Source organism: Streptomyces scopuliridis RB72 (genome assembly GCF_000718095.1).
Classification (GTDB): Bacteria; Actinomycetota; Actinomycetes; order Streptomycetales; family Streptomycetaceae; genus Streptomyces; species Streptomyces scopuliridis.
Genome location: NZ_JOEI01000019.1, coordinates 112,349 through 134,480, shown reverse-complemented (window position 1 = coordinate 134,480; position 22,132 = coordinate 112,349). Strand labels below are relative to the sequence as shown.

23 protein-coding genes are annotated in these 22,132 nt (G+C 71.7%); 16 read left to right on the top strand and 7 right to left on the bottom strand.

From position 1 onward, the window contains the following. Positions 1–75: 75 nt before the first annotated feature. On the bottom strand, positions 76–1,005 hold the full coding sequence (locus tag IF11_RS0124720) for a DUF2382 domain-containing protein (protein WP_030353920.1): 930 nt from the start codon (positions 1,003–1,005) through the stop codon (positions 76–78). A gap of 339 nt (positions 1,006–1,344) precedes the next feature. Between IF11_RS0124720 and IF11_RS0124715 the strand changes: the two genes are divergently transcribed. The 5 genes from IF11_RS0124715 to IF11_RS0124695 all read left to right on the top strand — a co-directional run bounded on the left by IF11_RS0124715 (position 1,345) and on the right by IF11_RS0124695 (position 5,329). Further along, positions 1,345–2,418 (top strand): NAD(+)/NADH kinase, encoded by a 1,074-nt coding sequence (locus IF11_RS0124715; protein ID WP_030353919.1) that lies wholly within the window; start codon positions 1,345–1,347, stop codon positions 2,416–2,418. A 10-nt stretch (positions 2,419–2,428) separates the two neighbouring features. Then, a complete protein-coding gene (locus tag IF11_RS0124710; RefSeq protein ID WP_051746178.1) occupies positions 2,429–2,995 on the top strand; it encodes a DUF6328 family protein in 567 nt (188 codons plus the stop codon). A gap of 121 nt (positions 2,996–3,116) precedes the next feature. Further along, entirely contained in the window at positions 3,117–3,782 is a 666-nt protein-coding gene (locus IF11_RS0124705; protein WP_051746177.1) for an ArsR/SmtB family transcription factor, read from the top strand. Positions 3,783–3,788: 6 nt separating this feature from the next. Then, the gene (locus IF11_RS0124700) at positions 3,789–4,517 is read left to right on the top strand and encodes an SRPBCC family protein (protein WP_030353916.1); all 729 of its coding nucleotides are present in this window, start codon (positions 3,789–3,791) and stop codon (positions 4,515–4,517) included. A 137-nt stretch (positions 4,518–4,654) separates the two neighbouring features. Then, complete coding sequence (locus IF11_RS0124695; RefSeq protein WP_030353915.1) at positions 4,655–5,329, top strand: HAD family hydrolase; 675 nt, start codon at positions 4,655–4,657, stop codon at positions 5,327–5,329. A 43-nt stretch (positions 5,330–5,372) separates the two neighbouring features. Here IF11_RS0124695 and IF11_RS0124690 read toward each other — a convergent pair whose 3' ends face one another. The 3 genes from IF11_RS0124690 to IF11_RS0124680 all read right to left on the bottom strand — a co-directional run bounded on the left by IF11_RS0124690 (position 5,373) and on the right by IF11_RS0124680 (position 9,104). Further along, complete coding sequence (locus IF11_RS0124690) at positions 5,373–6,431, bottom strand: PHP domain-containing protein (RefSeq protein WP_030353914.1); 1,059 nt, start codon at positions 6,429–6,431, stop codon at positions 5,373–5,375. 355 nt (positions 6,432–6,786) lie between these two features. Beyond that, positions 6,787–7,440: an LAETG motif-containing sortase-dependent surface protein gene (locus IF11_RS0124685; protein WP_165840615.1), complete on the bottom strand. Its 654-nt coding sequence runs from the start codon at positions 7,438–7,440 to the stop codon at positions 6,787–6,789. A gap of 431 nt (positions 7,441–7,871) precedes the next feature. Next, complete coding sequence (locus IF11_RS0124680) at positions 7,872–9,104, bottom strand: aromatic acid exporter family protein (protein WP_030353912.1); 1,233 nt, start codon at positions 9,102–9,104, stop codon at positions 7,872–7,874. A gap of 173 nt (positions 9,105–9,277) precedes the next feature. Between IF11_RS0124680 and IF11_RS0124675 the strand changes: the two genes are divergently transcribed. Both IF11_RS0124675 and IF11_RS0124670 read left to right on the top strand, forming a co-directional pair. Further along, positions 9,278–9,829: a ferritin-like domain-containing protein gene (locus IF11_RS0124675; protein WP_030353911.1), complete on the top strand. Its 552-nt coding sequence runs from the start codon at positions 9,278–9,280 to the stop codon at positions 9,827–9,829. 334 nt (positions 9,830–10,163) lie between these two features. Continuing rightward, a complete protein-coding gene (locus IF11_RS0124670; protein ID WP_030353910.1) occupies positions 10,164–10,382 on the top strand; it encodes a hypothetical protein in 219 nt (72 codons plus the stop codon). Positions 10,383–10,434: 52 nt separating this feature from the next. On the opposite strand, the gene IF11_RS0124665 is transcribed toward IF11_RS0124670, so the two are convergent. Then, a complete protein-coding gene (locus tag IF11_RS0124665) occupies positions 10,435–10,938 on the bottom strand; it encodes a GNAT family N-acetyltransferase (RefSeq protein WP_030353909.1) in 504 nt (167 codons plus the stop codon). A gap of 273 nt (positions 10,939–11,211) precedes the next feature. Between IF11_RS0124665 and IF11_RS0124660 the strand changes: the two genes are divergently transcribed. After that, positions 11,212–11,961 carry a DUF4118 domain-containing protein gene (locus tag IF11_RS0124660; RefSeq protein WP_030353908.1) on the top strand — a complete coding sequence of 250 codons (750 nt, stop codon included), beginning with the start codon at positions 11,212–11,214 and terminating at the stop codon, positions 11,959–11,961. A gap of 51 nt (positions 11,962–12,012) precedes the next feature. Here the strand turns inward: IF11_RS0124660 and IF11_RS0124655 are convergent, their stop codons facing one another. Beyond that, positions 12,013–12,471 (bottom strand): nuclear transport factor 2 family protein, encoded by a 459-nt coding sequence (locus tag IF11_RS0124655; RefSeq protein ID WP_030353907.1) that lies wholly within the window; start codon positions 12,469–12,471, stop codon positions 12,013–12,015. 150 nt (positions 12,472–12,621) lie between these two features. Here IF11_RS0124655 and IF11_RS0124650 point away from each other — a divergent pair, with 150 nt between their 5' ends. Together IF11_RS0124650 and manD are read left to right on the top strand one after the other, a co-directional pair. Further along, on the top strand, positions 12,622–13,176 hold the full coding sequence (locus IF11_RS0124650; protein WP_030353906.1) for a TetR/AcrR family transcriptional regulator: 555 nt from the start codon (positions 12,622–12,624) through the stop codon (positions 13,174–13,176). 105 nt (positions 13,177–13,281) lie between these two features. Next, positions 13,282–14,523, top strand: coding sequence for a D-mannonate dehydratase ManD (gene manD / locus IF11_RS0124645; protein WP_030353905.1), 1,242 nt, complete (start codon positions 13,282–13,284; stop codon positions 14,521–14,523). 26 nt (positions 14,524–14,549) lie between these two features. Here manD and IF11_RS0124640 read toward each other — a convergent pair whose 3' ends face one another. Beyond that, positions 14,550–15,902, bottom strand: coding sequence for a DUF2252 domain-containing protein (locus tag IF11_RS0124640; RefSeq protein WP_037728439.1), 1,353 nt, complete (start codon positions 15,900–15,902; stop codon positions 14,550–14,552). Between the two features lie 254 nt (positions 15,903–16,156). On the opposite strand from IF11_RS0124640, the gene IF11_RS37895 reads away from it, so the two are divergent. The 6 genes from IF11_RS37895 (at position 16,157) to IF11_RS0124610 (ending at position 22,107) form a co-directional block, all read left to right on the top strand. Next, positions 16,157–17,053 (top strand): TetR/AcrR family transcriptional regulator, encoded by an 897-nt coding sequence (locus IF11_RS37895; RefSeq protein ID WP_051746176.1) that lies wholly within the window; start codon positions 16,157–16,159, stop codon positions 17,051–17,053. Positions 17,054–17,057: 4 nt separating this feature from the next. Next, the gene (locus tag IF11_RS0124630) at positions 17,058–17,300 is read left to right on the top strand and encodes a hypothetical protein (RefSeq protein WP_030353902.1); all 243 of its coding nucleotides are present in this window, start codon (positions 17,058–17,060) and stop codon (positions 17,298–17,300) included. 137 nt (positions 17,301–17,437) lie between these two features. Beyond that, on the top strand, positions 17,438–18,691 hold the full coding sequence (locus IF11_RS0124625) for a methyltransferase (protein ID WP_030353901.1): 1,254 nt from the start codon (positions 17,438–17,440) through the stop codon (positions 18,689–18,691). A gap of 139 nt (positions 18,692–18,830) precedes the next feature. Continuing rightward, on the top strand, positions 18,831–19,226 hold the full coding sequence (locus IF11_RS0124620) for a TOBE domain-containing protein (RefSeq protein WP_030353900.1): 396 nt from the start codon (positions 18,831–18,833) through the stop codon (positions 19,224–19,226). Positions 19,227–19,302: 76 nt separating this feature from the next. After that, positions 19,303–20,118: a molybdate ABC transporter substrate-binding protein gene (gene modA / locus IF11_RS0124615; RefSeq protein WP_030353899.1), complete on the top strand. Its 816-nt coding sequence runs from the start codon at positions 19,303–19,305 to the stop codon at positions 20,116–20,118. 42 nt (positions 20,119–20,160) lie between these two features. Beyond that, complete coding sequence (locus IF11_RS0124610) at positions 20,161–22,107, top strand: ABC transporter permease (RefSeq protein WP_030353898.1); 1,947 nt, start codon at positions 20,161–20,163, stop codon at positions 22,105–22,107. The last annotated feature ends 25 nt before the right edge of the window (positions 22,108–22,132 follow it).

The window sequence follows — 22,132 nt, the reverse complement described above, 5'->3', positions numbered from 1 at the left end:
GCGTATGGCCTGCCCCCGCCGGCCACGCGGACGTGGTGGGCGGGGGCGTGCGTATGCGGCCGGTCAGCGGCGGGGTCAGCGGCCGGAGCCGCGCCTGCCGCCCATGCCCGTGTCGGTCTGATCGGTGTCGTACTCGATCTGCTCCTTGCGGACCTCGGCCGAGACCTCCTTCTGCTCGGTCACCTTCTCCGTCTCCATGCGCACGCGCTCGACCGGGACGGACTCCTTGCGGATGACCGGCTCTTCGGCGTGCAGGGTCACTTCGGTCTGGGCCTCCCCGATGAGGGAGCCGCGAATACCGGTCCGGTCCTCGGGCGCGATCGCCTCGTGGATGACCCGGACCTCCTCATGGCTGAGCGGTACCGAGGTGGTCACGTTCTCGGTCACCACGACCTTGCGCAGCCGGGCGTGGCCCACTTCGTGTTCCTCGGTGCTGACGTACAGCTGCTCCTCGGACCGGATCAGCTCCTCGCCGTGCCGTTCCTTGCCCTCTTCGGGCACCGAGCCGCGCACCCCGGCCATGGGCCGTCCCGCGCCACCGGTGGAGGCGGCGCCGGCCCGCCCGCCGGTGGCCGTCCCGGCTCCCGTACGCCCCGTGCCGGAGGCCGCGCCCGCGGCCGTGCCGGAGGTCGTGCCCGTACCCGCGGCGGTGCCCGAGGCCATGCCCAGACCCGCGCCCGTGGCGGTCAGACCGTAGTGCTTGTAGAGCTGCTTCTCCTGACTCGGGTCCAGATGCTCGTCGGCGTCCAGCCGCGGAGCCTCCTTGACGGTCTCCTTCGCGTACGGCACGTGGATGTCCTCACCCGCGCGGCGGGCGCCGGACAGCGGGACGAGGCTTTCCTTCATGCCGAACAGACCGGTCTTCACGGTGACCCACTCCGGGCGGCCCGAGCGGTCGCCCACATAGACCTGGCCGACGTTGCCGATCTTGTCGCCGTCCTTGTCGTATATGGCCAAACCGTTGAGCCTGCTGGGGCTGTCGAACACGCCATCGGCTGACATCAGCGATCACTCCTCGCGTGGGGGAAGCGCGTCTGCGGGATCAGGCCCCTCACGGTCAGGCGCGCACGACTCCATCGCGCATCCGTCAGGGACCCGGGGCAACCGGGGCAGCGTGCCGGCACCGCCGCGGCCTGGCCCCGGGTGCCTCTCGGGCCAGCGCTCACGGTGGTCGATGCCGTGACAGGGGCATCCGAAGCTATCCGCCATTCGGGTGAATTCAATACGGGGCCGACCGGCCCCGGACGTCCCGCCGGGTGATCGGTGATCCTGGAAAGTGCGCGGCGGCTCCCGACCGCCGGAGTTGACGGATTCCGAGGGACCGGACGTACGGAGAGCGCGAGCATGTCTGTCGAACGCATCGGCCTCGTGGTCCACCGGGGCCGCCCCGAGGCCGTCGAGGCGGCGAGCGCCGTCCACGCCTGGTGCCGCGCGCACGACGTCCCCTGCACGGAAATCGATGTGTGGAAGGGCCACGAACCGCGCCACGGAGGCCAGGAGGAGGCCTCCGCGGCCGGCCATCCCGACCTCGTTCTGACCCTCGGCGGCGACGGCACATTCCTGCGCGGAGCCCGGATCGCGGCCAAGAGCGACGCCGCGGTGCTCGGGGTCGATCTGGGCCGGGTCGGGTTCCTGACCGAAGTCCCCGCGGAGAAGGTCACGAAGGCGCTGGACACCGTGCACGAGGGGCGCGCCGAGATCGAGGAGCGGATGACGCTCACCATGCGGGCGTCCCGCGTTCCGCAGATGCCGTCCGTCATGGAAGCGCTGCTGCGCTCCGGCCGCGTACCGACGCTGCCGCCGCCCCATGTCCGGCCGGACACCGCGGAGGGCGACGGCTGGGGGGTGGCGCTGGACATCGTCGCGGTCAACGATGTCGTACTGGAGAAGCTCGTCCGGGACCGGCAGGTCGCCCTGGGGGTCTATATCGCGGGCCGCCTGCTCGCCGCGTACTCCGCGGACGCGGTCATCGTCGCCTCCCCGACGGGCTCGACCGCCTACAGCTTCGCGGCCGGGGGACCGGTGCTCTCCCCGCACATGGACGCCGTGGTGTTCACGCCCGTGGCCGCGCACATGACCTTCGACCGCACGGTCGTGGCCGCGCCCGACGAACCGGTGGCCCTGCGGGTACTGCCCCACTCCGGGGAGGTGGCGCTCAGCATCGACGGGCAGTTGCGCGGGGTGATCGGGCCCGGCGACTGGGTCGGGGTGTACGGCGCCAAGTACCGGCTGCGGCTGGTCCGGATGGGCCCCACCGACTTCTACACCCGGCTGCGCGCCCGCTTCCGGCTCACCGACGCACCCGCGACGGCCGCCGACGGCGAGTCGGCCCCGCTGTTCCGCCCCAACACCCCGGTCCCGGACGACCTGGCCCATCTGCGTCTGCCACCGCCGCCTCGGACCGACGATTCATGGTGAGAGGCGAGCGGTGAGCGGAAGGAAGACGGGTGACGACGGCGTGACGGGACAGAGCGCGGAGGGCCATGGCCGGCACGAGACCGTCGAGGAGCGGGCGGACCGCCTCTGGGGCGAGCTGCTCCAGGAACTGCGGGTGGCGCAGACCGGAGTGCAGATTCTGTTCGGATTCCTGCTCACGGTCGTCTTCCAGGCGCGGTTCACCGAACTGTCGGACGCCGACAGAGCCATCTACACCGTCACGGTGATGCTCGGCGCGGGGGCGGTCGGCGCGCTGATCGGGCCGGTGTCGTTCCACCGTCTGCTGACGGGGCTGCGGTTGAAGCCGCGGATGGTCGTCTGGGCCTCCCGGCTGACCGTCGTGGGTCTGGCGCTGCTCTTCTGCACGATGGCCTCGGCCCTGCTGCTCATCCTGCGGCTGGCGGTGAACCACACCCTCGCGCTGTGGCTGGTCGGCGTGATGGCCGTGTGGTTCGTCCTGTGCTGGGGCGTACCCCCCGCGCTCGCCCGTCACGCGCGTGCGGAGCGCGGAGCGGGCGGGCCGGGCGAGGGGCCGGGCGGCGGTCGTACGGACGCGTGACCGCCGCCCGGTCCCGGCGGGGGAGGCGACGGTGGCCGTGTCAGTCGAGCCAGTGGAAGGGTCTCTCACCGACAAGTGAATGGTTCTGGACAGAAAAAGTTGTCGGTGAGAGAGTGGAGCCATGTTGGACGTGACCGTGATCGAGGACGCGGCGGCGGCAGCCGTCTCGCTGGACCCCATGAGAGCCCGGCTGCTCGCCGAGCTGGCCGTCGGGCCCGCGTCGGCGACGATGCTCGCCGGACGGGTCGGGCTGCCCCGGCAGAAGGTGAACTACCACCTCAAGGCCCTGGAGCGGCACGGCCTGGTGGAGCTGGCGGGTGAGCGCAGAAAAGGCAATGTCACCGAGCGGCTGATGCGGGCCACCGCGGCCTCGTATGTCATCTCGCCGCTCGCGCTGGCCGCCGTGCAGCCCGACCCGGCCCGGTTCCGCGACCAGCTCTCCGCGCGCTGGCTGCTCGCGGTCGCCGCGCGGCTCGTACGCGACGTGGGCGCGCTGATCACCGGCGCGACGAAGGCCCGCAAGCGGCTCGCCACGTACGCGCTCGACGGGGAGGTGCGCTTCGCCTCCGCGGCGGACCGGGCCGCCTTCGTCGACGAGCTGACCCGCGGCGTCAGCGCGTTGATCGCCAAGTACCACGACGCACACGCCGAAAACGGCCGCGATCACCGGATCGTCGTCGCGCTCCATCCCACCGTCAAGCCCGACGCCGTCACATCCGATGACGCCGACGCGCGGCTGCCCGAGCCGGCGTCCCCCACCACATCACCCTCACACGCACAGGAGTAGTCCGTCATGTCCAAGGAATTCGAGATCGTCCGCGAGTTCGAGGTGGACGCGAGTCCCGAGCAGGTCTGGGAAGCGCTCACCACCGGTACGGCGGGCTGGCTGTGGCCCATGGAGTACGAGCCCCGCGAGGGTGGCGCGGCGCCGCACGGCGGCACCGTCACGGCCTGGGACCCGCCGAGGCGGCTGACCGGCCGGGTCGAGAACGTCGAAGGGATGTCGCAGCAGACGCTGAACCAGCTCGACCATGTCATCGAGCCGCGCGAGGGCGGCGGTTCGTGGGTGCGGTACGTCCACAGCGGCATCCTCGTCGAGGACTGGGACAACCAGTACGACGGTGCCTCCAAGCACACCGACTTCTATCTGCACACACTGCGCCAGTATCTGCTGCACTTCACCGGACGCACGGCGGTGTTCGCCACCGTGGACGGACCCGCAGCCTCTCAGGCCGCGGGCGCGCTCGAAGTCGCGAGCCGGGGGCTCGGGCTGCCGGACGAGGTGGCGGAGGGGACGACCGTACGGATCGAGGCGCCCGGCGCGGGGCCCGTCGAGGCCGTTGTCGACTACCGCAATCCGTACTTCGTCGGTCTGCGCACCGACACGGCGATGTACCGGCTGTTCGGCAGGAACCACTTCGGCGCGCCGGTGGGGATCAGCGTGCACGACTTCGCGCCCGGCGCCGACTCCAAGGCGATCGAGGGCGCGTGGCGCAACTGGCTCGACGGTCTGTACGCGTAGGGCCGGTCGCTCACCCGTACGGCCCCGCTCAACCCGTTCCGGGCCGGGAGAAGACGGCATGATCAAGACGTTGCTCCAGGCATCCGGGGCGCCGGGGCGTGTCCCCGGGGCCCGACCCGAACGGGAACGGGACACACATGGCGACGCGCGCGGCACTGTTCGACATCGACGGAACGCTCGTCGACACCAATCACCTCCATGTGACCGCCTGGTGGGAGGCGTTCCGCCAGGCCGGGCATACGGTGCCGATGTCGGCAATCCACCGGGCGATCGGGCTCGGCTCCGGTGAGCTGATCGCGCATCTGCTCGGCGACGAGCGCGACCGCGGCCAGGACGCGCGGATCAGCGCCGCGCACACCACGCTGTACGGGACCTGTCTGGACCGGCTGCCCGCCTTCGAGGGGGCGGGTGATCTCCTGCGGTCGCTGGCCGACCGCGGCTGGCGGATCGTGCTCGCCACCTCGGCGGGCGAGGCCGAGATCACCGCGCTGCGCGCGGCGATCGACGCCGACGACGTCATCCTGGGGACGACGGGCGCGGACGACGTGCCGGCGGGCAAGCCCGCGCCCTACCCGGTCGACCGGGCGCTGGCACTGGCCGGAGTGCCCGCGGAGCTGGCGGTGTTCGTCGGCGACTCGGTGTGGGACATGGAGGCGGCGACCCGAGCCGGTGTCCGCCCCGTCGCCCTGCTGTCGGGCGGCATTCCGCGCGCCGCCCTGGAGTCCACGGGAGCCGTGGAGGTGTACGAGGATCCGACCGATCTGCTGGCCCGCCTCGACACCAGCCTGTTCGCCGAGCTGGACGGCCGCTGAGCCCCGCTCAGCCGTACGCACCGTACGGGCTCGGCGAGGGCGGTCAGCCCGAGGCCGGTGCCCGCCGGGTCCGCGTCCACTCCCGCAGCCCCTCGGCCGGCCAGGTGTTGATGACCCGGTCGGCGGGCACGTCGCACTCCTCCGCCCGCGCGCAGCCCAGGAGTTGCCAGTCGAGCTGGCCCGGCGCGTGCGCGTCCGTGTCGATGGCGAAGAAGACCCCGGCCGCCACCGCCCGGCGCAGCAGCCGACGGGGCGGGTCGAGCCGCTCGGGCCTGCTGTTGATCTCCACCGCGGTGCCGGATTCGGCGCACGCCTCGAACACCGCGTCCGCGTCGAACACCGACTCCGGCCGGCTGCCGCCCGACCCGCCGCGGTCCCGCCGACTCCGTCCGATGACCAGCCGTCCCGTGCAGTGCCCCAGCACATCGGTGAGCGGATTGCGGACGGCGGCGATCATGCGCCGTGTCATCGGAGCGGCGTCCATGCGCAGCTTCGAGTGGACGGACGCCACCACCAGATCGAGCCGGTCGAGCAGTTCCGGCTCCTGGTCGAGCGAGCCGTCCGGCAGGATGTCGCACTCGATGCCGGTCAGCAGCCGGAACGGCGCCCACCGCTCATTGAGTCCGGCGATCACATCGAGCTGCTCGCGCAGCCGCCCGGCCGTCAGACCCCGGGCCACGGTCAGGGTGGGGGAGTGGTCCGTGAGCACGGCCCATTCATGACCGAGCGCGGCGGCCGTCCGTCCCATCTCCTCGATGGGGCTGCCGCCGTCCGACCAGTCCGAGTGCAGATGGCAGTCACCGCGCAGCGCCGCGCGCAGTGTGTGTCCGCGCTCCGCGAGCGGCCCGGCGGCCTCCCGCTCCAGCCGCGCCAGATACTCCGGTACGGAGCCCTTCACCACGGCTTCGACGACCTGTGACGTCTTGGGACCGATGCCGCGCACCCGGCCGAGGGTGCCGGCCTCGGCGCGCCGCGCGACCTCGTCGGCGGGCATGTCCGCCACCACCGCGGCGGCGGTACGGAACGCCCGTACCCGATAGGTCTCGGCCCGCGAGCGCTCCAGCAGAAAGGCGATCCTGTCGAGAGCCTCCACCGGATCCATGGCGCCCCCAGTGTGTCGGTGGCCTGTCGGCGGGCTTTTCCGGTCCATTGTCCGCGCCGGGGTCACACCGCGCATGGCGAGGCCCCGCGAACGGGGGATGCCGCGGGGCCTCACACGGTGCGAGGAGTACGTCGGGGTGGCGCCCCACCGGGGCCGCCCGCCCGCTCCGTACCTCCTCGGCTTTTCTTCACACCACCTCTGCCGCGGGGAGTCCGGCCGACGCGCCCCTGGCGGGCGAGCAGTCGTCCGGTCCATGCCTCATGGCCGGGTCACCACTGTCAGGGCCGCCGAGTGTTGGCGGTGGAAGTCCGGACGGCGTCCGGCGTGGCGGCGGGGCGGTGTGTCGAGCGGTCGGTCAGTTGCCCGCGGTACGACGCTTGCGCGAGGCCCACATGATGCCCGCACCGGCGACCAGTACGACAGCGGCCGCACCGGCGATCAGCGGGGTGGCGCTGGAGGAACCCGTCTCGGCGAGGTCGTCCCCGGCCGGGCTCGGCTGCGACGAGGGAACCGCGGGCGCCGAGCTGCTGGCCTCGTCCGTGGGCGTGACCGTCGACGAAGGCGTCGGCTTGGGAGTCTCGGTGGTCGGCGTCTCCTCCGAAGGCGTCGGAGTCGGCGTCGGGGCCTCCGAGGACGGCGGCGGGGTGGACTCCTCGCAGACCGGAGCGGTCTTCGTCTCGTCCCTGGAGAACTGGTCGCCGTCGGCGGCCACCACGATGAGACGAACGCTCAGCTCGCTCTTGTGCTCGGGAAGTTCGAGCTTCTTGTGGAAGTCGTTCTTGAAATTCTCGGTGGGCAGCAGGTCCTTGCCGTCCACGGTGACCGTCACCGTGTTCTTGTCGCTGTTGCCGTAGGCGGTCAGGTCGAGGCTGACCTCGGAGCAGGTCACCGACCACGTCGGCGTGTGCGCGACGGCGGGAACGGCCGACAGGCCGACCCCGAGCGCACTTGCCGTAGCGACGGTTATGAGGGCGCTTCTGCGCCGCCATGATCCGCTGAATAGAGTCACAAAATCCTCCGCGATAACCGCGCCGCCCACGATGACGGCGCGCGCGCACAGTACCGCCATTCGGACCGGTCTCATCAACCGCCCCACCCAACTCGCCCTCTCCGCACACCCCATGGACCTGCTGAGACGCCGGAAAACGGGCCGCGCGGCGCGCGTGGGCGGCGGGAGCGAAGCCGCTGATCACATCCGGCCGCGCGGCCGGTTCCCGTCGTCCTCGCTGATGGCGCCCATGATTGCGGGGCGCGGAGGGGGCGGCCGACGGCTTCCCCGCCCGAATACACCTCGTCTCCATGTGTTCTCGGCAAAAACTCCGTCAATAATCCGGCCGGAGTTTCCCGTTGCTCCGCGAACGAGCGATTCACGCCACGGCGGTGGCCGGGAGAAGCCCAGCACCGCTGCGTCCATTCCTGGTTCGGTATATCGGCCGGCCTTTATCCGCGCGGCCCCGGCAGCGCTTCCCGTACCCATTGCCACACGGCGGCCAGCCGGGGGTATCGCTCACGCGTTTCGCGAGAGGCGCGGTCCAGCTCCTCCATCAACCGCTTGGAGCGGTTCTCCATGTCCAGCTCGTCCAGGATCCGGTCGATCTCCGCGAGCAGCGCGCCATGGAGCTGCCACTGACGGGGGTGGCGCTGGACGCCCTCCAGCAACAGCCCGGCCAGCCGTTCCCGGCTCACGCTCGCCGCTTCCAGATCCTCGGCGAGCCGTGACTCCGCGGTCTCGGCGCTCTGGCTGGCCTCCGTGGTGACCAGTACGGCGAAGCTCACGACGGCGTCGGCGACACGCGCCAGCAGTTCCTTCAGCGCGATCCCCACCTCCTGTGGGAACAGCGGCTCCTCCGTACGCTCCTTGGCGAGGTCGGTCAGTGTCCTGGCCAGTACGCGCAGCACCACCGTGCAGATCTCCAGCGTGTCGAGACCGGTACGCAGCACCACGCGGTGCAGCAGCCCCTCCTTGACCCGGGGGTTGAGCCGGACGCTGTCCTCGGCCTGCCGGAGATCCGCGTCCACCTCGCTGATGTCGTGGTCGAGCCGGCGCGCCTCGTGCAGCCGGTCGGCGGCGCGCTCGACCGGAGTGGGTTCCGTCAGCCCCTCCCCGATACGCAACAGCAACTGGCGCATACGGCGCGACAGATCCTCGATGGACTCGCCGGCGGTACGGACCCACACCGGCGGCACGAACAGGAAGTTGAACAGCAGCCCCACCACCGCGCCGATCAGCGTCTCCAGCACCCGGTCCCAGGCGGTGGACGCCACCCGTGTCACGCCGAGGACGAGCATCGCGCTGATCGCGACCTCCGGCACGAACTCGCTCACCCGGACCAGCCGCCCGACGATCAGCGAGGCCACGATGATCAGCCCCAGGCTCCACCAGGTCAGCCCGACCAGCACACTGAAACCGCTGGCGACCAGCACCCCCGCGACAACGGAGTTCACCCTGCGGATGCCGGTGGTCAGGGTCGAGTAGAGCGTGACCTGCACGACGAGCAGCGCCGTCAGGGGAGCGGTCAGCGGCGCGGGCTCGCTGCTCAGCCGCAGGGCGACGACATACGCGATCGTCGCGGCGGCGGCCGACCGCACCGTCTGTACCAGGACCGGCTGCGGGCGCCGCCCCTTCACCAGCTCGGCCACCGGCTCTCTCACGGCCTTTCGGACACGACGCACGACCTCACCCTTCCCGCGCCCGGCTCGCCCGGACCCCGCCCGCCGGTCCGATAGGGCCGTGTGGATGAGCGGGTACGCGAACCACAGCGGTCCGGGCGCGTACGGGGAAGGGACGGGGCAGGCGAAGGTTCACACACGCAATGCTCGTTGGGTACGAAAGGAAGTGCACGGCCATGGCCGAGTTCCTCACCGACATCGAGACCATCCGCGCGCGGGCGCGCCAGGAGATCGAGAAGGGGCCGGTGACGGACGCGTACGGAGCCGATGTCGGGCGTGTCATCCAGGTGCTGAACGAGGCGCTGGCCACGGAGATCGTCTGCACCCTGCGGTACAAGCGGCACTACTACACCGCGACGGGGCTGTACTCCGAGCCGGTCGCCGCCGAGTTCCTGGAGCACGCGCGGGAGGAGCAACTGCACGCGGACCGGCTGGCGCAGCGCATCGTCCAGCTCGGCGGGGAGCCCGATTTCAACCCGGACACACTGACGAAGCGGTCCCACGCCCAGTACGACGCGAGTGCGGACCTGATCGAGATGATCAAGGAAGATCTGGTGGCCGAGCGGGTGGCCATCGCGTCGTACACGGAGATCGCACACTGGCTCGGGCAGGGGGATCCCACCACCCGCCGGGTCTTCGAGGACCTGCTCGCGCAGGAGGAGGAGCACGCCGACGATCTGCGCGGACTGCTGGAGCGCCTGCCGCGGGCGTCGGGCGGCCGGGGTTGACGCCCCGACACCCCGACACGCCGCCGACGGGGGACCGGGCCACCCAAGGGCTCCCGGATGTGTGTCCCGCCGCCGCTCTCGCGTACCCTGAATCCGCTCCGTACGGGCATGCTCACCGACCGGTGGGCGATGCGCGGCCGGGCACTCTCACCACCCCGGCCCGCACCCGGTGGAACCGGCCGACGCGGTACGCCGGAGGAGCAGCCGGGACCGGAGGCGCCATGCTCCGGTCACCCGCGGTGATGCGGGACGGGGAATGATGAGGTAGACACCTTCCCAGCGGGTCGATCGGCATTCGGGCCGCGCGGCCGCTCGACTCTCCGAACGGTTGTGCATGCCTTCTTCACCGTCCCGTCAGGATCCGTCGCAGGAACCGAGCACGGGGGCCGCGCCGAACGCGCGTCCGCAGCATCACGACATCTTCCTCGAACCCCGCTACACCGTGGAGCTGCCCCCGCTGCCCGACGGCGAGGGGGAGGACGAGCCTTCCATGGACAGCGTGTTCGACCGGCCGCCGGCGCGCCGCCGTACGCCCACCGCGCGCCGCGGATAGCCGGGGACACGGCGCGGCGGCCCGTCCGTGCGGGCCGGGTGACACCGGATCATCACCCGGCCCGCTCGGCCCAGACGATCCCGTAGTACCTCAGCTGCTCGTCCTCCGCGACGAGCCGCATCCCCACCGCCGTCATCACGCGCTGGGACGCGGTGTTCTCGTGATCGGTGTCGCCCTGGACGCAGGTGATACCGCTCGCCCGCGCGAACCGCAGCAGTTCGCGCAGGGCCTCGGAGGCGTATCCCCTGCCGTGCGCCGACGGGATCAGGCCGTAGCCGATCGTGACGGTGAGGTTCTCGTCCGGGGCGCCGTGGAAGCCGAGTCCGCCTATGGCGCACCCGTCCTCGCGACGGCGGATCTCGTACGGGCCGAAGGGCTGGGGATCACCGGTGATCGCACAGGTCGTCAGATAACGTCTGGCGCCCACCATGTCGCCGTCGGCGGGATACCCGGGCGCCCAGAGGTCCCCGTCCGCCGGTTCGGCGGCGGCCACCCGCTCGGCCTCCAGCACGCTCAACGGATGAAGCACGAGCCGCTCAGTCACAAGATCGTCCATGACACGGAGACGTATCACGCGCCGCGGCGGCACCACAGGCGTTTCATCCGATGTGCATGCCCCGTCCGCCGCCGCGTCCGGCTCGGACGGCCGCTCCCGGGCGTCAAGATCGCGTCAAGGTCCGCGCGGCCGACGGCAGGGCCGCGTCAAGACACCCGGCGGCCCGAGTCCCCGGGGGCCGCCGGGGGAAGATTGATGGTGAGGGCCGTTGGGCGGCCTGAATCCGGCGGTCGGACGGATCGGTCCGGCGTACGAGGTACTGCGAGGTGGACCATGAGATTCCCGCTTCGCGACCGCATCGCACTCGGCGCGGCGCTGATCGCGCCCCTGGCGGTCGCCCTGTTGCTGCTGCCGCTCCGTTCGGGCATGGCGAGCGCCGACCTGGCGCTGATCCTCGTCGTGGTCGTCGTGGCGGTCGCGGCCATGGGCAACCGTCTCGCCGGCGCGCTGGCCGCGCTGTCGGCGGCCGTGTGGTTCGACTTCTTCCTGGCCCGGCCGTTCGAGCGGTTCAGTATCACCAGCGCGAACGACATCGTGACGGCGGTGCTGCTGCTGGCGGTGGGGCTCGCCGTGTCGCAACTGGCCGCCCACGCCCGGCGGCTGCATGTCATGACGGTGGTGGACGCCGGGCTGCTCGGCCGGATCCATGACACCGCTCGGCTCGCGCAGTCCACCGGCTCTCCTGACGCGGTGGTCGACCAGGTGAGCCGGCATCTCGTGGAGATCCTGCGGCTGCGCGGCTGCCGGTTCGAGTACGGCAGTCTGCTCGGCCATCCGGCCCGGCTGGAGCAGGACGGCACCGTGAGGGTGGACCGCAAACCGTGGGACATCGAACAGCTCGGCTGGCCCGAGGGCGAGATCGAGCTGCGGGCCTCGGGCGCCGGGCATTACGTGGGGCGGTTCATGCTCCGGCCCAATCCCGGCCTCGTACCGTCCAAGCAGGTGCGGCTGGTCGCCGTGACGCTCGCCGATGACGCCGGGGCGGCCCTGGACACGGCGGGCCCGGCCCTGGACACCGGCTGAGGCTCGACAGCTCAGCAGCTCAGCAGCTCAGCAGCTCTACGGCTCAGCGGCTCAGCGGAGGGGGAAGGGCACCCCGCGCTCCGCATCCGGCCGGCGGCCGAAGATCCGGCGCTCGCTCTCCTGGATCGGTACGTCGTTGATGCTGGCCTCGCGGCGGGACATCAGGCCGTGCGCGTCGAACTCCCACAGCTCATTGCCGTATGAACGCCACCACTGGCCTCCCGCATCATGGCTCTCGTACTGGAAGCGCACCGCGATGCGATCGCCCTCGAACGCCCACAGCTCCTTGCGCAGCGCGTACTCCCGCTCGCGCTCCCACTTCCGCGTCAGCAGCTCGACGATGGCGTCCCGGCCGGTGACGAACATGTCCCGGTTACGCCAGCGCGAGTCCTCGGTGTAGGCGAGCGAGACCTTCTGCGGATCGCGGGTGTTCCACGCGTCCTCGGCGGCCTGGACCTTCTGCTTCGCCGTGTCGAGGGTGAACGGCGGCAGCGGCGGTCGAGCACTCATCACGGGCTCCTTCTGGTGCGGACTGGTGGGGACTGCTTGCGGACCACAATGGAGAACCATCGTTCTCATCGCTCGCTGATACCGTAGAGAACGATGGTTCTCGGGTCAAGGAGCGAGAGGGCGAGGAGCGAGGTGGGGAGCGTGACGAGGTTGGACGGCGTGGCCGCCAGGGAACAGGCGCTGGACGCGGCGGAGCGGCTGTTCTACGCCCGGGGCGTGCAGAGCGTCGGCATGGACGACATCCGCGGCGCGTCCGGGGTATCGCTCAAGCGGCTCTACCAGCTCTTCCCCGCCAAGGATCAGCTGGTCGAGGCGTATCTCGCGCGGCGCGACCTCGTATGGCGGCAGCGGCTGGGCGAGCGGGTGGACCGCCACCGGGATGCCGAGGAACGCATCCTGGCGGTCTTCGACCATCTGCACGCGTGGTTCGGCGAGCCGGACTTCCGCGGCTGCGCCTGGATCAACGCGTACGGCGAACTCGGCGCCACCTCACCGCGCGTCGCCGCCCAGGCGCGGGCGCACAAGCTCGCCTTCAAGCGGTATCTGGCCGGTCTGGTGGCCGACGCGAAGCTGCCCCCGGGCACGGCCGATCAGCTCCAACTCCTCGCCGAGGGCGCCATGGTGACCGCCGCGATACTCGAAACGGCGGAACCGGCCCTCCAGGCGCGGGAGGCCGCCGCCCTGCTGACGCGGGCCGCGCGCTGAGGAGACCCCCGCCGAGGAGACCCTCTGGGGCGCGGACATGTCATGGGTCATTCTGGAGCGGTACGGCACCGCCACCCCTCTCGTACGACAGGAGCCGCGCCCGTTATGAAGATCACCGCTGCCGACACCATCGTCACCAGCCCCGGCCGTAACTTCGTCACCCTGCGCATCACCACGGAGGACGGCATCACCGGACTCGGCGACGGCACCCTCAACGGACGTGAACTGGCCGTCGCGAGCTATCTGTCGGACCATGTGGCGCCGCTGCTGATCGGCCGGGACGCGGCGCGTATCGAGGACACCTGGCAGTACCTGTACCGGGGCGCGTACTGGCGCCGGGGGCCGGTGACGATGGCCGCCGTGGCGGCCGTGGACACCGCGCTCTGGGACATCAAGGCCAAGGCCGCCGGCATGCCGCTCTACCAGCTGCTCGGCGGCGCCTCCCGCACCGGCGCCCTCGCCTACGGCCATGCCTCGGGACGCGACGTCCCCGAGATCCTGGACTCCGTACGTGCCCATCTGGCCCAGGGGTACCGCGCGATCCGTATCCAGTCCGGGATCCCGGGGCTGGACTCGGTGTACGGCGTGGCCGCGTCCGGCGCGGGCGGCGGCGACCGCTACGACTACGAACCCGCCCGGCGGTCGGGGGACGGGCCGCCGCGGCCGGTGGAGGAGGTGTGGGACACCCGCGCGTATCTGCGCCATGTGCCCCGGGTGTTCGAGGCGGTACGCGCGGAGTTCGGCCCCGAACTGCCGCTGCTGCACGACGGACACCACCGGATGACGCCCATCCAGGCGGCCAGGCTGGGCAAGGACCTCGAACCGTACGACCTGTTCTGGCTGGAGGACGCCACGCCCGCCGAGGACCCCACGGCCCTGCGGCTCGTCCGGCAGCACACCACCACACCGCTGGCCATCGGGGAGGTCTTCAACTCCCCGCACGATTACGGCGTTCTGCTGAGCGAGCGGCTGATCGACTACGTACGGTCGGCGGTCACGCATGTCGGGGGCGTCACGGCGATGCGCAAGCTGCTCGACCTGGCCGCCCTGTACGGCATCAAGTCGGGCATCCACGGGCCCACCGACATCTCGCCCGTCGGTATGGCCGCGGCGCTCCATCTCGACCTGGCCGTGCACAACTTCGGCATTCAGGAGTACATGCGGCACTCGGCCGGGACGCTGGAGGTCTTCCGGACCTCCTACCGCTTCGGCGAGGGGCTGCTGCATCCGTCCGATCAGCCGGGCCTCGGTGTGGAACTCGACGAGACGGCCGCCGCGCGCTTCCCGTACGCACCGGCCTATCTGCCCGTCAACCGGCTCACGGACGGGACCGTGCACGACTGGTAGCGGGCCGGGCACGGACATCAGGGGGGCTACCGGCGGCCCACCGGCCCGGGGCGGTCCTCCGGCAGCCGGCCCGCCGCGACGGCCGCGGCGAGCGCGGCATGGTCGGCCGCGTTCCGGTCGGCGTACCGCAGCGCGAAGTCGGCCATGGCGCGGTCGAAGGCGTCGGAGCCGCCGAGGTAGTGCGCGATGGCGATCCGGTCGCCGGACCGGGCGTGCGCGCGGGCCAGCGCCGCGCCGCACAGCCGCGCGTAGTCGTGCAGCAGGGGCGGCGACATGTCCTCGACGACGAGGGAGCTCTTCATGTCCCGCAGCTGACGCCAGTAGAAGTGCCGGCCCTCCGGCCCGGTCACCCACCCGAGGAAGATGTCGCTCGCCGCCTGGAGCAGCCGCTGTCCCGCCACCACCCGATGGCCCTGGTGCGGGTAGGCGCTCTGCTGCAGATGGGGTTCGAGTACGGACCGTTCCGCCTCCCTGATCTGGAGGAACAGCGGATCCCCGGCGTGCCGGCCCTCCAGCAGCACGATGTAGCAGCGCGTCCCGACGCTGCTGACGCCCACGACCTTGCGGGCCGCGTCGATGAAGCGGAACCGGTCGAGGAGTGTGCGCCGCTCCTCCGGGAGTGTGCTCCGGTAGCCGATGAAGATGCGGCGGAGCACGGCCATGTCGAGCCGGCTCACCGGTTCCAGCAGCGGCGGGTCGGGGGTGATCCTGCGCTGTCCGTCCGGTGCGTCGGTCAGCATGTCCAGCGTCCGCAGCCCGATGCGCTCCCCGGCGCGCGCCAACTGTGACTCGACGCGCTTGCGGTGTTCCGACCGCATGAGGGGAAGGATGTCCTCGGCGTCGAGACGCTCGTACCAGACGTCGAGTTCACCTCGGGCGGACAGCCGCCGCATCGAGGTCCGGTAGGCGGCGGACGCGGCCTGCACGGCCTGCCGGGTGTGAGCCTCGGAGTGGCCGTTCTCGCCGGCGGCGACCGCGATGCTCGCGGCGAGTCGCTTCACATCCCACTCGAAGGGGCCGGGAAGGGTCTCGTCGAAGTCATTGAGATCGAAGAGCAGCACGCGCTCGGGCGAGGCGAACACACCGAAGTTCAGCAGATGGGCGTCCCCGCAGAGTTGGACGGTCAGTCCCGTGCGGGGCTGGGTGGCCAGATCGGCGGCCATCACGGCGGCGGCGCCGCGCAGAAAGGCGAACGGAGAGGCGGCCATCCGCTCGTAGCGCAGCGGCAGCAGCTCGGGGACGCGGTTGGCGGTCTGGCGCGCCAGTACCGTGAGCGGATCGAGCCGGTCGGCGGCGGGTATCCACAGACCGTGCGAGGACCGGGACGCCTGTTTGCGTGCGGCCCGGCCGCGCTCCGCGCGGTCCGCGGGAGTGGTCATCACAGCCCCTCTCCCTCCGCTGGTCGGTGACGCGGTATCGCCGGTGTGCACGAGCATCGCGTTCCGGTGCCCGGGGAGCCCGGCGTGACGGCCATTCGGGTGGTTTTCACACGGGAATGCACCGCGACGGCGGACAGCGGAGCATTCTCGGATTACGGCGTGTCGGCCTGCGGCGCGTGCCATGCTCGATAAGCGCCCTTACCCCACGCGACATCGCAACACCGCACGTTCACAGGGCGATTCGGGGAGGTCGGATGGATCCGGTCCGGAAATCCACAGACACATCGCCCGCCGGTACGGGCCGGTCGCCCGCGCGTACGGGACCACCGCCCGCCGGGGCGCGCCCCTCGCCCGCTGGTAAGGGCCCACCGTCCGCCGGTACGGGCCAGTCGGCCGGTACGGGCCGGTCGGCCGGTACGGGCCCGTCCCCCGGGGATACGGCCCCGGCGCCGGACCGCACGGGCCAGACGCGCAGGGCACAGCGCCGCGAGCGGCTGCTCACGACCGCCACCGAACTGTTCATCACCCGCGGTTATCCGGCCACGTCCATCGAGCGGATCTGTGTCACCGCGCGGGTCTCCATCCGCGCGTTCTACGAGGAGTTCGAGGGGCGTGAGGCGCTGCTGATCGCGCTGCACAACGATGTCGCCCGTTCGGGCATGGAGGCCGCGCTGACGGTCCTCAGCGATCCCGCGACGGAGTCCGCGGACACCCGCGACAGGATCACGGCCCTGACCCGCGCCTATGTGGACGCCGTCACCGCCGATCCCGCGGCCACCCGGATCGCTTTCATCGAGGTCATCGGCGCCGGACGCGCGGTGGAGGACCACCGGCTGCTCTGGCGCGGCCTGTGGACCGACTTCCTGACCGGGGAGGCGGCGCGTGCCGTGGAGCGCGGCGAGGCCGTACGGCGCGACTACGCGCTCGCGATGGTCGCCCTGATCGGGGCGGTCAATGAGCTGGTCGGGCACTGGGCCCGTAACACCAGCGCGTTCTCGCCGCTGATGCTGGCCGACGAGCTCGTCCACCACGCGCTCGCCGTTCTCGGACTCTCCGTCGGCCCCGGTGGCCCCGGCGGCTCCGGCGTTCCCATGGACGGCGTCGCCCGGGTGGACGGCGCGCGCGGCGGCCTCGTGGACGAAGGGAAATGACGCGATGGCCGGACTCTGGCACCAGGTCCTGCGCACCATGTCCCAGCCGGGCGCGTCCCCCGACGACGACCTGCTGGCCCAGGCGGCGGCGGACATCGCGCTGCGCGAGCACCCCCAGCCGCCCCCCGACGCCCAGGTGGTGCTGGAGATCGCCCGCAACGAGTTCGCCGCCGTCCTCACGGTCGGGCAGGCGCGGGCGGCCCTGGACCGCGCGCGCCGGATGTCGAGGGGCGGGCCGGCCCGGTGAGCGAGCGGCCCGGTGAGCGAGCGGCGCGGCGGCAGGTGAACGGGGTGGTTACGGAGCGGGCCGAACCCGCGCTGAACAGGCACGGCGCGAGCCTCGGCGCGTACGCCCCGCTCCCGGACGGATAGCCTGTGACCACGATGAACCGTTTGACGACACCCTGGGGCGAGTTCGGCCTCACCCGATTCCCCGAGCATCCCCGCGACACGCTGCGCGCGTGGGACGCCGCCGACGAGTATCTGCTGCGGCACCTCGCGGGAGCCGAGGCGGGGCAGGGGGACGCCGGGCAGCCGGGCGACACGCCGACGGACGCGGGGCCGACGGGCGACACACTGGCAGGCACCGAACCGACGGACCTGTCGGGCACGGTGGTCGTCGTCGGGGACCGGTGGGGCGCGCTGACCACGGTGCTCGCCGCGCGCCGGCTCGAACAGCTCGGCGCGGACCCGCTCGTCCAGATCACCGACTCGTATCTCACCCAGCAGGCGACCCGCGCCAATCTGCGCCGGGCCGGCGTCGGCGGTGACTCCGTACGGCTGCTCTCGGCCAGGGACACCCCGCCGGAACGTGTCGACGTGCTGCTGATCCGCGTCCCCAAGAGCCTCGCGCTGCTGGAGGACCAACTGCACCGCCTCGCCCCGGCGGTGCATTCCGGGACCGTGGTCATCGGTACGGGGCGGGTCACCGAGATCCACACCTCCACACTCAAGCTGTTCGAGCAGATCCTCGGCCCGACCAGGACGTCGCTCGCGGTCAGAAAGGCGCGGCTGATCTTCAGTACGGCCGCGCCGGGGCGCACACGTACCGCCAGTCCCTGGCCGCACAGCTACGCGCTGCCGGAAGGGCTCGGAACCGTATCGGGCCGTACCGTCGTCAACCACGCGGGGATCTTCTGCGCCGAGCGGCTCGATATCGGTACGCGCTTCCTGCTGCGCAATCTGCCCCGGCGCCACGGCCCCGAGCATGTGGTCGACCTCGGCTGCGGCAATGGCGTGGTGGGGACGGCCATGGCGCTGGAGAATCCGGCGGCCAGGGTGACCTTCATCGACGAGTCCTTCTCGGCGGTGGCCTCGGCCGAGGCCACCTTCCACAAGAACGTCGATGCCGGGACCGCGGCGGAGTTCGTCCTCGGGGACAGCATGACGGACGTACCGGCCGGGACGGTCGATCTCGTGCTGAACAACCCGCCGTTCCACACCCATCAGGCGACGACCGACGCGACGGCGTGGCGCATGTTCACCGGCTCGCGCGCCGCGCTGCGGACCGGGGGTGAGCTGTGGGTCATCGGCAACCGCCACCTCGGCTATCACACCAAGCTGCGGCGGCTCTTCGGCAACTGCGAGACCGTGGCCGGCGATCCGAAGTTCGTCATCCTGCGGGCCGTCAAGCGCTGAGCCGGCCGCCGGGGCTTGGCCGGGTGACGGCGGTGATCGTGCCGGGGCTTTGGGGCTTCCTCCAGGCCGTCTCGCATCTGCGGTGGATGATCGTCTTAAGAATTGTATGTGCGAGCGAATACGGCCTATCTTGTCGCACATGCAGTCCTACACGATCGGTCAGGCGGCCCGGCTTCTCGGGGTGAGCCCCGACACCGCGCGCCGCTGGGCCGACGCCGGCCGGGTCGCGACCCATCGCGACGAGGGCGGGCGCCGTCTCATCGACGGCCGCGCGCTCGCGGCGTTCTCCATCGAGCTCGCGCAGAACGACACGGGCGAGGAAGACGTCTCGTACACCTCGGCCCGTAACGCGTTTCCCGGCATCGTCACCGCCGTGAAGCTCGGTGATGTCGCCGCCCAGGTGGAGATCCAGGCCGGTCCGCACCGGCTGGTCTCCCTGCTGACCCGGGAAGCCGTCGAGGAGCTGGGGCTTGAGGTCGGTATGCAGGCCACCGCCCGTGTGAAGTCCACCAGTGTGCATATCGACCGCGTGTGACCCGCGCCGCCCCCGGGGTGTCCCGGTACGCCGCGCCGCCGTGTCCCGCGCCGTCCTAGCCAAGGAGTCCACCCTCATGTCTCTCGCTCTCACCCGGCGCCGCGCCGCGACCGCGCTGATGACCGCCGCCCTGCTCGTGCCGCTGGCCGCCTGCGGCGGTGAAAGCGACAGCAAGAAGAACGCCGACGCGGGCTCCACCGCCGAGGCGTCGGCGAGCGGTGCCCCCGCTGCGGATCTGACCGTGCTGGCCGCCGCTTCGCTGACCGATGTGTTCAAGACGGCGGGCGCCGCCTACGAGAAGGCGAACCCGGGTACGAAGGTGAAGTTCTCCTTCGCCGGTTCGCAGGAGCTGGCCGCGCAGGTCAAGCAGGGCGCTCCGGCCGACGCGCTGGTCACCGCCGACACCAAGACCATGGACGGTCTACGGGGCGACACCGGCTCCCCGGAGATCATCGCCAAGAACCGGCTGGTGATCGCCACCGGCGAGGGCAACCCGGACGGGATCGAGGGCCTGAGGGACCTCGCCGACTCCAAGCTGAAGGTCGTCCTGGCCGCGCCCGAGGTGCCGGTCGGCCGCTACAGCAAGCAGGTGCTGGACGCCCAGAAGATCGTGGTCAAGCCGGTCTCGCAGGAGCCGAACGTGCGCGCCGTACTGAGCAAGGTCGAGCTGGGCGAGGCCGACGCGGGCATCGTCTACAAGACCGACGCCGCCACCGCGACCGACAAGGTCGACGCGGTCGAGATCCCCGACGCGCAGAACGCCATCGCCGACTACCCGGCCGCCACCCTCAAGACCTCCGAGCACGCCGACGCCGCCGCCGCGTTCGTCAGCTGGCTCAGCGGGCCCGAGGCGCAGAAGATCCTCCAGGACGCCGGGTTCCAGAAGCCGTGACACCCGCCCGGTGACCGGTAACTCCCGCTCCCAGGAAGCCCGATGAGACGCATGCGCAGCCGCGGCCGCGGCGCTCCCGTGGCCCTGGCGCTGCCCGCGCTGCTGGCGATCGCGTTTCTGCTGCTGCCCCTGACCGGCATTCTCGCCCGTACTTCCTGGGGCGATCTCGGGACGCATCTCACCGCACCCGGGGTGGTCCAGGCGCTGCGGCTGTCGCTGCTGGTCTCCTTCTGGGCGCTCGGTCTCTCCCTGGTGCTCGGGGTGCCGCTGGCATGGCTGCTGGCGCGGGTGAGGTTCCCCGGCAAGACGCTGGTGCGCGCGCTGGTCCTGCTGCCGATGGTGCTGCCGCCCACGGTCGGCGGGGTCGCGCTGCTGCTCGGCTTCGGGCGGCGCGGGCTGCTCGGGCCCTGGCTGGAGGACTCCTTCGGCGTCACCCTGCCCTTCCACACCTCGGGCGCCGTGATCGCCGCGACGTTCGTGGCGATGCCGTTCCTCGTCATCAGCCTCGAAGGCACCCTCGCCGGAATGCGGCCCGCGTACGAGGAGACCGCCGCGTCCCTGGGCGCCTCGCCGGTACGGGTGTTCCTCACCGTCACCCTGCCCATGGTCGCGCCGGGGCTCGCCGCGGGCGCCGCGCTGACCTGGGCGCGCGCCCTCGGCGAGTTCGGCGCCACGATCACCTTCGCCGGCAACCTCCCCGGCACCACCCAGACCCTTCCGCTCCAGGTCTATCTGCTGCTCCAGGACTCGCCGGAGGCCGCGACCTCGGTCTCCCTGCTGCTGCTCGCCATCGCCATGGCCGTACTGATCGCCTTGCGCGGACGCTGGACGGGTGTGACGGCCGACCGCGTACCGGGCCGTGCACCGCTGGCCGACGACACGGAAGCGGACGCCGCCCCCTCCGGGCCGGACGAGACCGTCCTCGCGGTGGACACGTCCCCCGCCCCGGCCGAGCGTTGGCGACTGCACGCGGAGGTCACCGGCTTCAACCGGCTCGTCCTGGACGCCGAGCCCGGTACGACCATCGCCGTCGTCGGACCCAACGGCGCCGGCAAGACGACGCTGCTGCGTGCCCTCCTCGGTCTCACCCCGCGCGCCCACGCCGAACTCCGCCTCGGCGACCGGGATGTGACCGCCCTCCCGCCGCACCGGCGCGGTGTCGCCTGGGTCCCGCAGGACGGCGCGCTCTTCCCCCATCTGAGCGCCCTCGCCAACACCGCGTACGGGCTGCGCGCCCATGGCGTCCGCCGCGCCGAGGCCCGCCGTACCGCGCGGGAATGGCTCGACCGGCTCGGCGTCGGGCATCTCGCCCACCGCAAGCCGCACCAGCTCTCCGGCGGCCAGGCGCAGCGTGTCGCACTGGCCCGCGCGCTCGCCGCCCGGCCCCGGCTGCTGCTCCTCGACGAGCCGCTCGCCGCGCTCGACCAGACCACCCGGGCGCGGGTACGGCACACCCTGCGCGGCCATCTCGACGGCTTCGGCGGGGTCTGTCTGATCGTCACCCATGACCCGGTCGAGGCCGTCTCGCTGGCCGACCGGGTCCTCGTACTCGACGACGGCAGAGTCCTCCAGGACGCCCCGCCCGCCGAGGTGACCCGTAACCCGCGCTCGCCGTGGGTGGCCCGGATGCTCGGGCGCAACGCCTGGCCCGGCAGATCAGGGCCCGCCGGGTTCGAACTCACCGCCGGGGGACGGCTGATCGTCGCCGAACCGCCCGCCGAAGACGCGGCGGCCCTCGCGATCATCGCGCCTGAGGCCGTCTCCGTGCACCGTGAGCGCCCCGGCGGCAGCCCGCGCAACGTCTGGCGGGGAACGGTACGCGAGATCACCGCACTCGGCAGTCGGCTCCGCGTCCTGATCACCTCGGACGAGGCCCCCGATCTGGTCGCCGAGATCACGCCGCAGTCCGCCGCCGAACTCGGCCTGGCCGACGGCGTATCCGTATGGACCAGTGTCAAGGCCACCGAGGTCACCCTCGTCGCCCTGTAAGACCGGGGCCGCCGGGGAGGTCCCG

Excerpts from the sequence above, each read along its gene's own strand:
- IF11_RS0124715 (WP_030353919.1), top strand. The coding sequence starts at position 1,345 with ATGTCTGTCGAACGCATCGGCCTCGTGGTCCACCGGGGCCGCCCCGAG.
- IF11_RS0124705 (WP_051746177.1), top strand. The coding sequence starts at position 3,117 with ATGTTGGACGTGACCGTGATCGAGGACGCGGCGGCGGCAGCCGTCTCG.
- IF11_RS0124700 (WP_030353916.1), top strand. The coding sequence starts at position 3,789 with ATGTCCAAGGAATTCGAGATCGTCCGCGAGTTCGAGGTGGACGCGAGT.
- IF11_RS0124695 (WP_030353915.1), top strand. The coding sequence starts at position 4,655 with ATGGCGACGCGCGCGGCACTGTTCGACATCGACGGAACGCTCGTCGAC.
- IF11_RS0124690 (WP_030353914.1), bottom strand. The coding sequence starts at position 6,431 with ATGGATCCGGTGGAGGCTCTCGACAGGATCGCCTTTCTGCTGGAGCGC.
- IF11_RS0124675 (WP_030353911.1), top strand. The coding sequence starts at position 9,278 with ATGGCCGAGTTCCTCACCGACATCGAGACCATCCGCGCGCGGGCGCGC.
- IF11_RS0124670 (WP_030353910.1), top strand. The coding sequence starts at position 10,164 with ATGCCTTCTTCACCGTCCCGTCAGGATCCGTCGCAGGAACCGAGCACG.
- IF11_RS0124665 (WP_030353909.1), bottom strand. The coding sequence starts at position 10,938 with ATGGACGATCTTGTGACTGAGCGGCTCGTGCTTCATCCGTTGAGCGTG.
- IF11_RS0124660 (WP_030353908.1), top strand. The coding sequence starts at position 11,212 with ATGAGATTCCCGCTTCGCGACCGCATCGCACTCGGCGCGGCGCTGATC.
- IF11_RS0124655 (WP_030353907.1), bottom strand. The coding sequence starts at position 12,471 with ATGAGTGCTCGACCGCCGCTGCCGCCGTTCACCCTCGACACGGCGAAG.
- manD (WP_030353905.1), top strand. The coding sequence starts at position 13,282 with ATGAAGATCACCGCTGCCGACACCATCGTCACCAGCCCCGGCCGTAAC.
- IF11_RS0124640 (WP_037728439.1), bottom strand. The coding sequence starts at position 15,902 with ATGACCACTCCCGCGGACCGCGCGGAGCGCGGCCGGGCCGCACGCAAA.
- IF11_RS37895 (WP_051746176.1), top strand. The coding sequence starts at position 16,157 with ATGGATCCGGTCCGGAAATCCACAGACACATCGCCCGCCGGTACGGGC.
- IF11_RS0124630 (WP_030353902.1), top strand. The coding sequence starts at position 17,058 with ATGGCCGGACTCTGGCACCAGGTCCTGCGCACCATGTCCCAGCCGGGC.
- IF11_RS0124625 (WP_030353901.1), top strand. The coding sequence starts at position 17,438 with ATGAACCGTTTGACGACACCCTGGGGCGAGTTCGGCCTCACCCGATTC.
- IF11_RS0124620 (WP_030353900.1), top strand. The coding sequence starts at position 18,831 with ATGCAGTCCTACACGATCGGTCAGGCGGCCCGGCTTCTCGGGGTGAGC.
- modA (WP_030353899.1), top strand. The coding sequence starts at position 19,303 with ATGTCTCTCGCTCTCACCCGGCGCCGCGCCGCGACCGCGCTGATGACC.
- IF11_RS0124610 (WP_030353898.1), top strand. The coding sequence starts at position 20,161 with ATGAGACGCATGCGCAGCCGCGGCCGCGGCGCTCCCGTGGCCCTGGCG.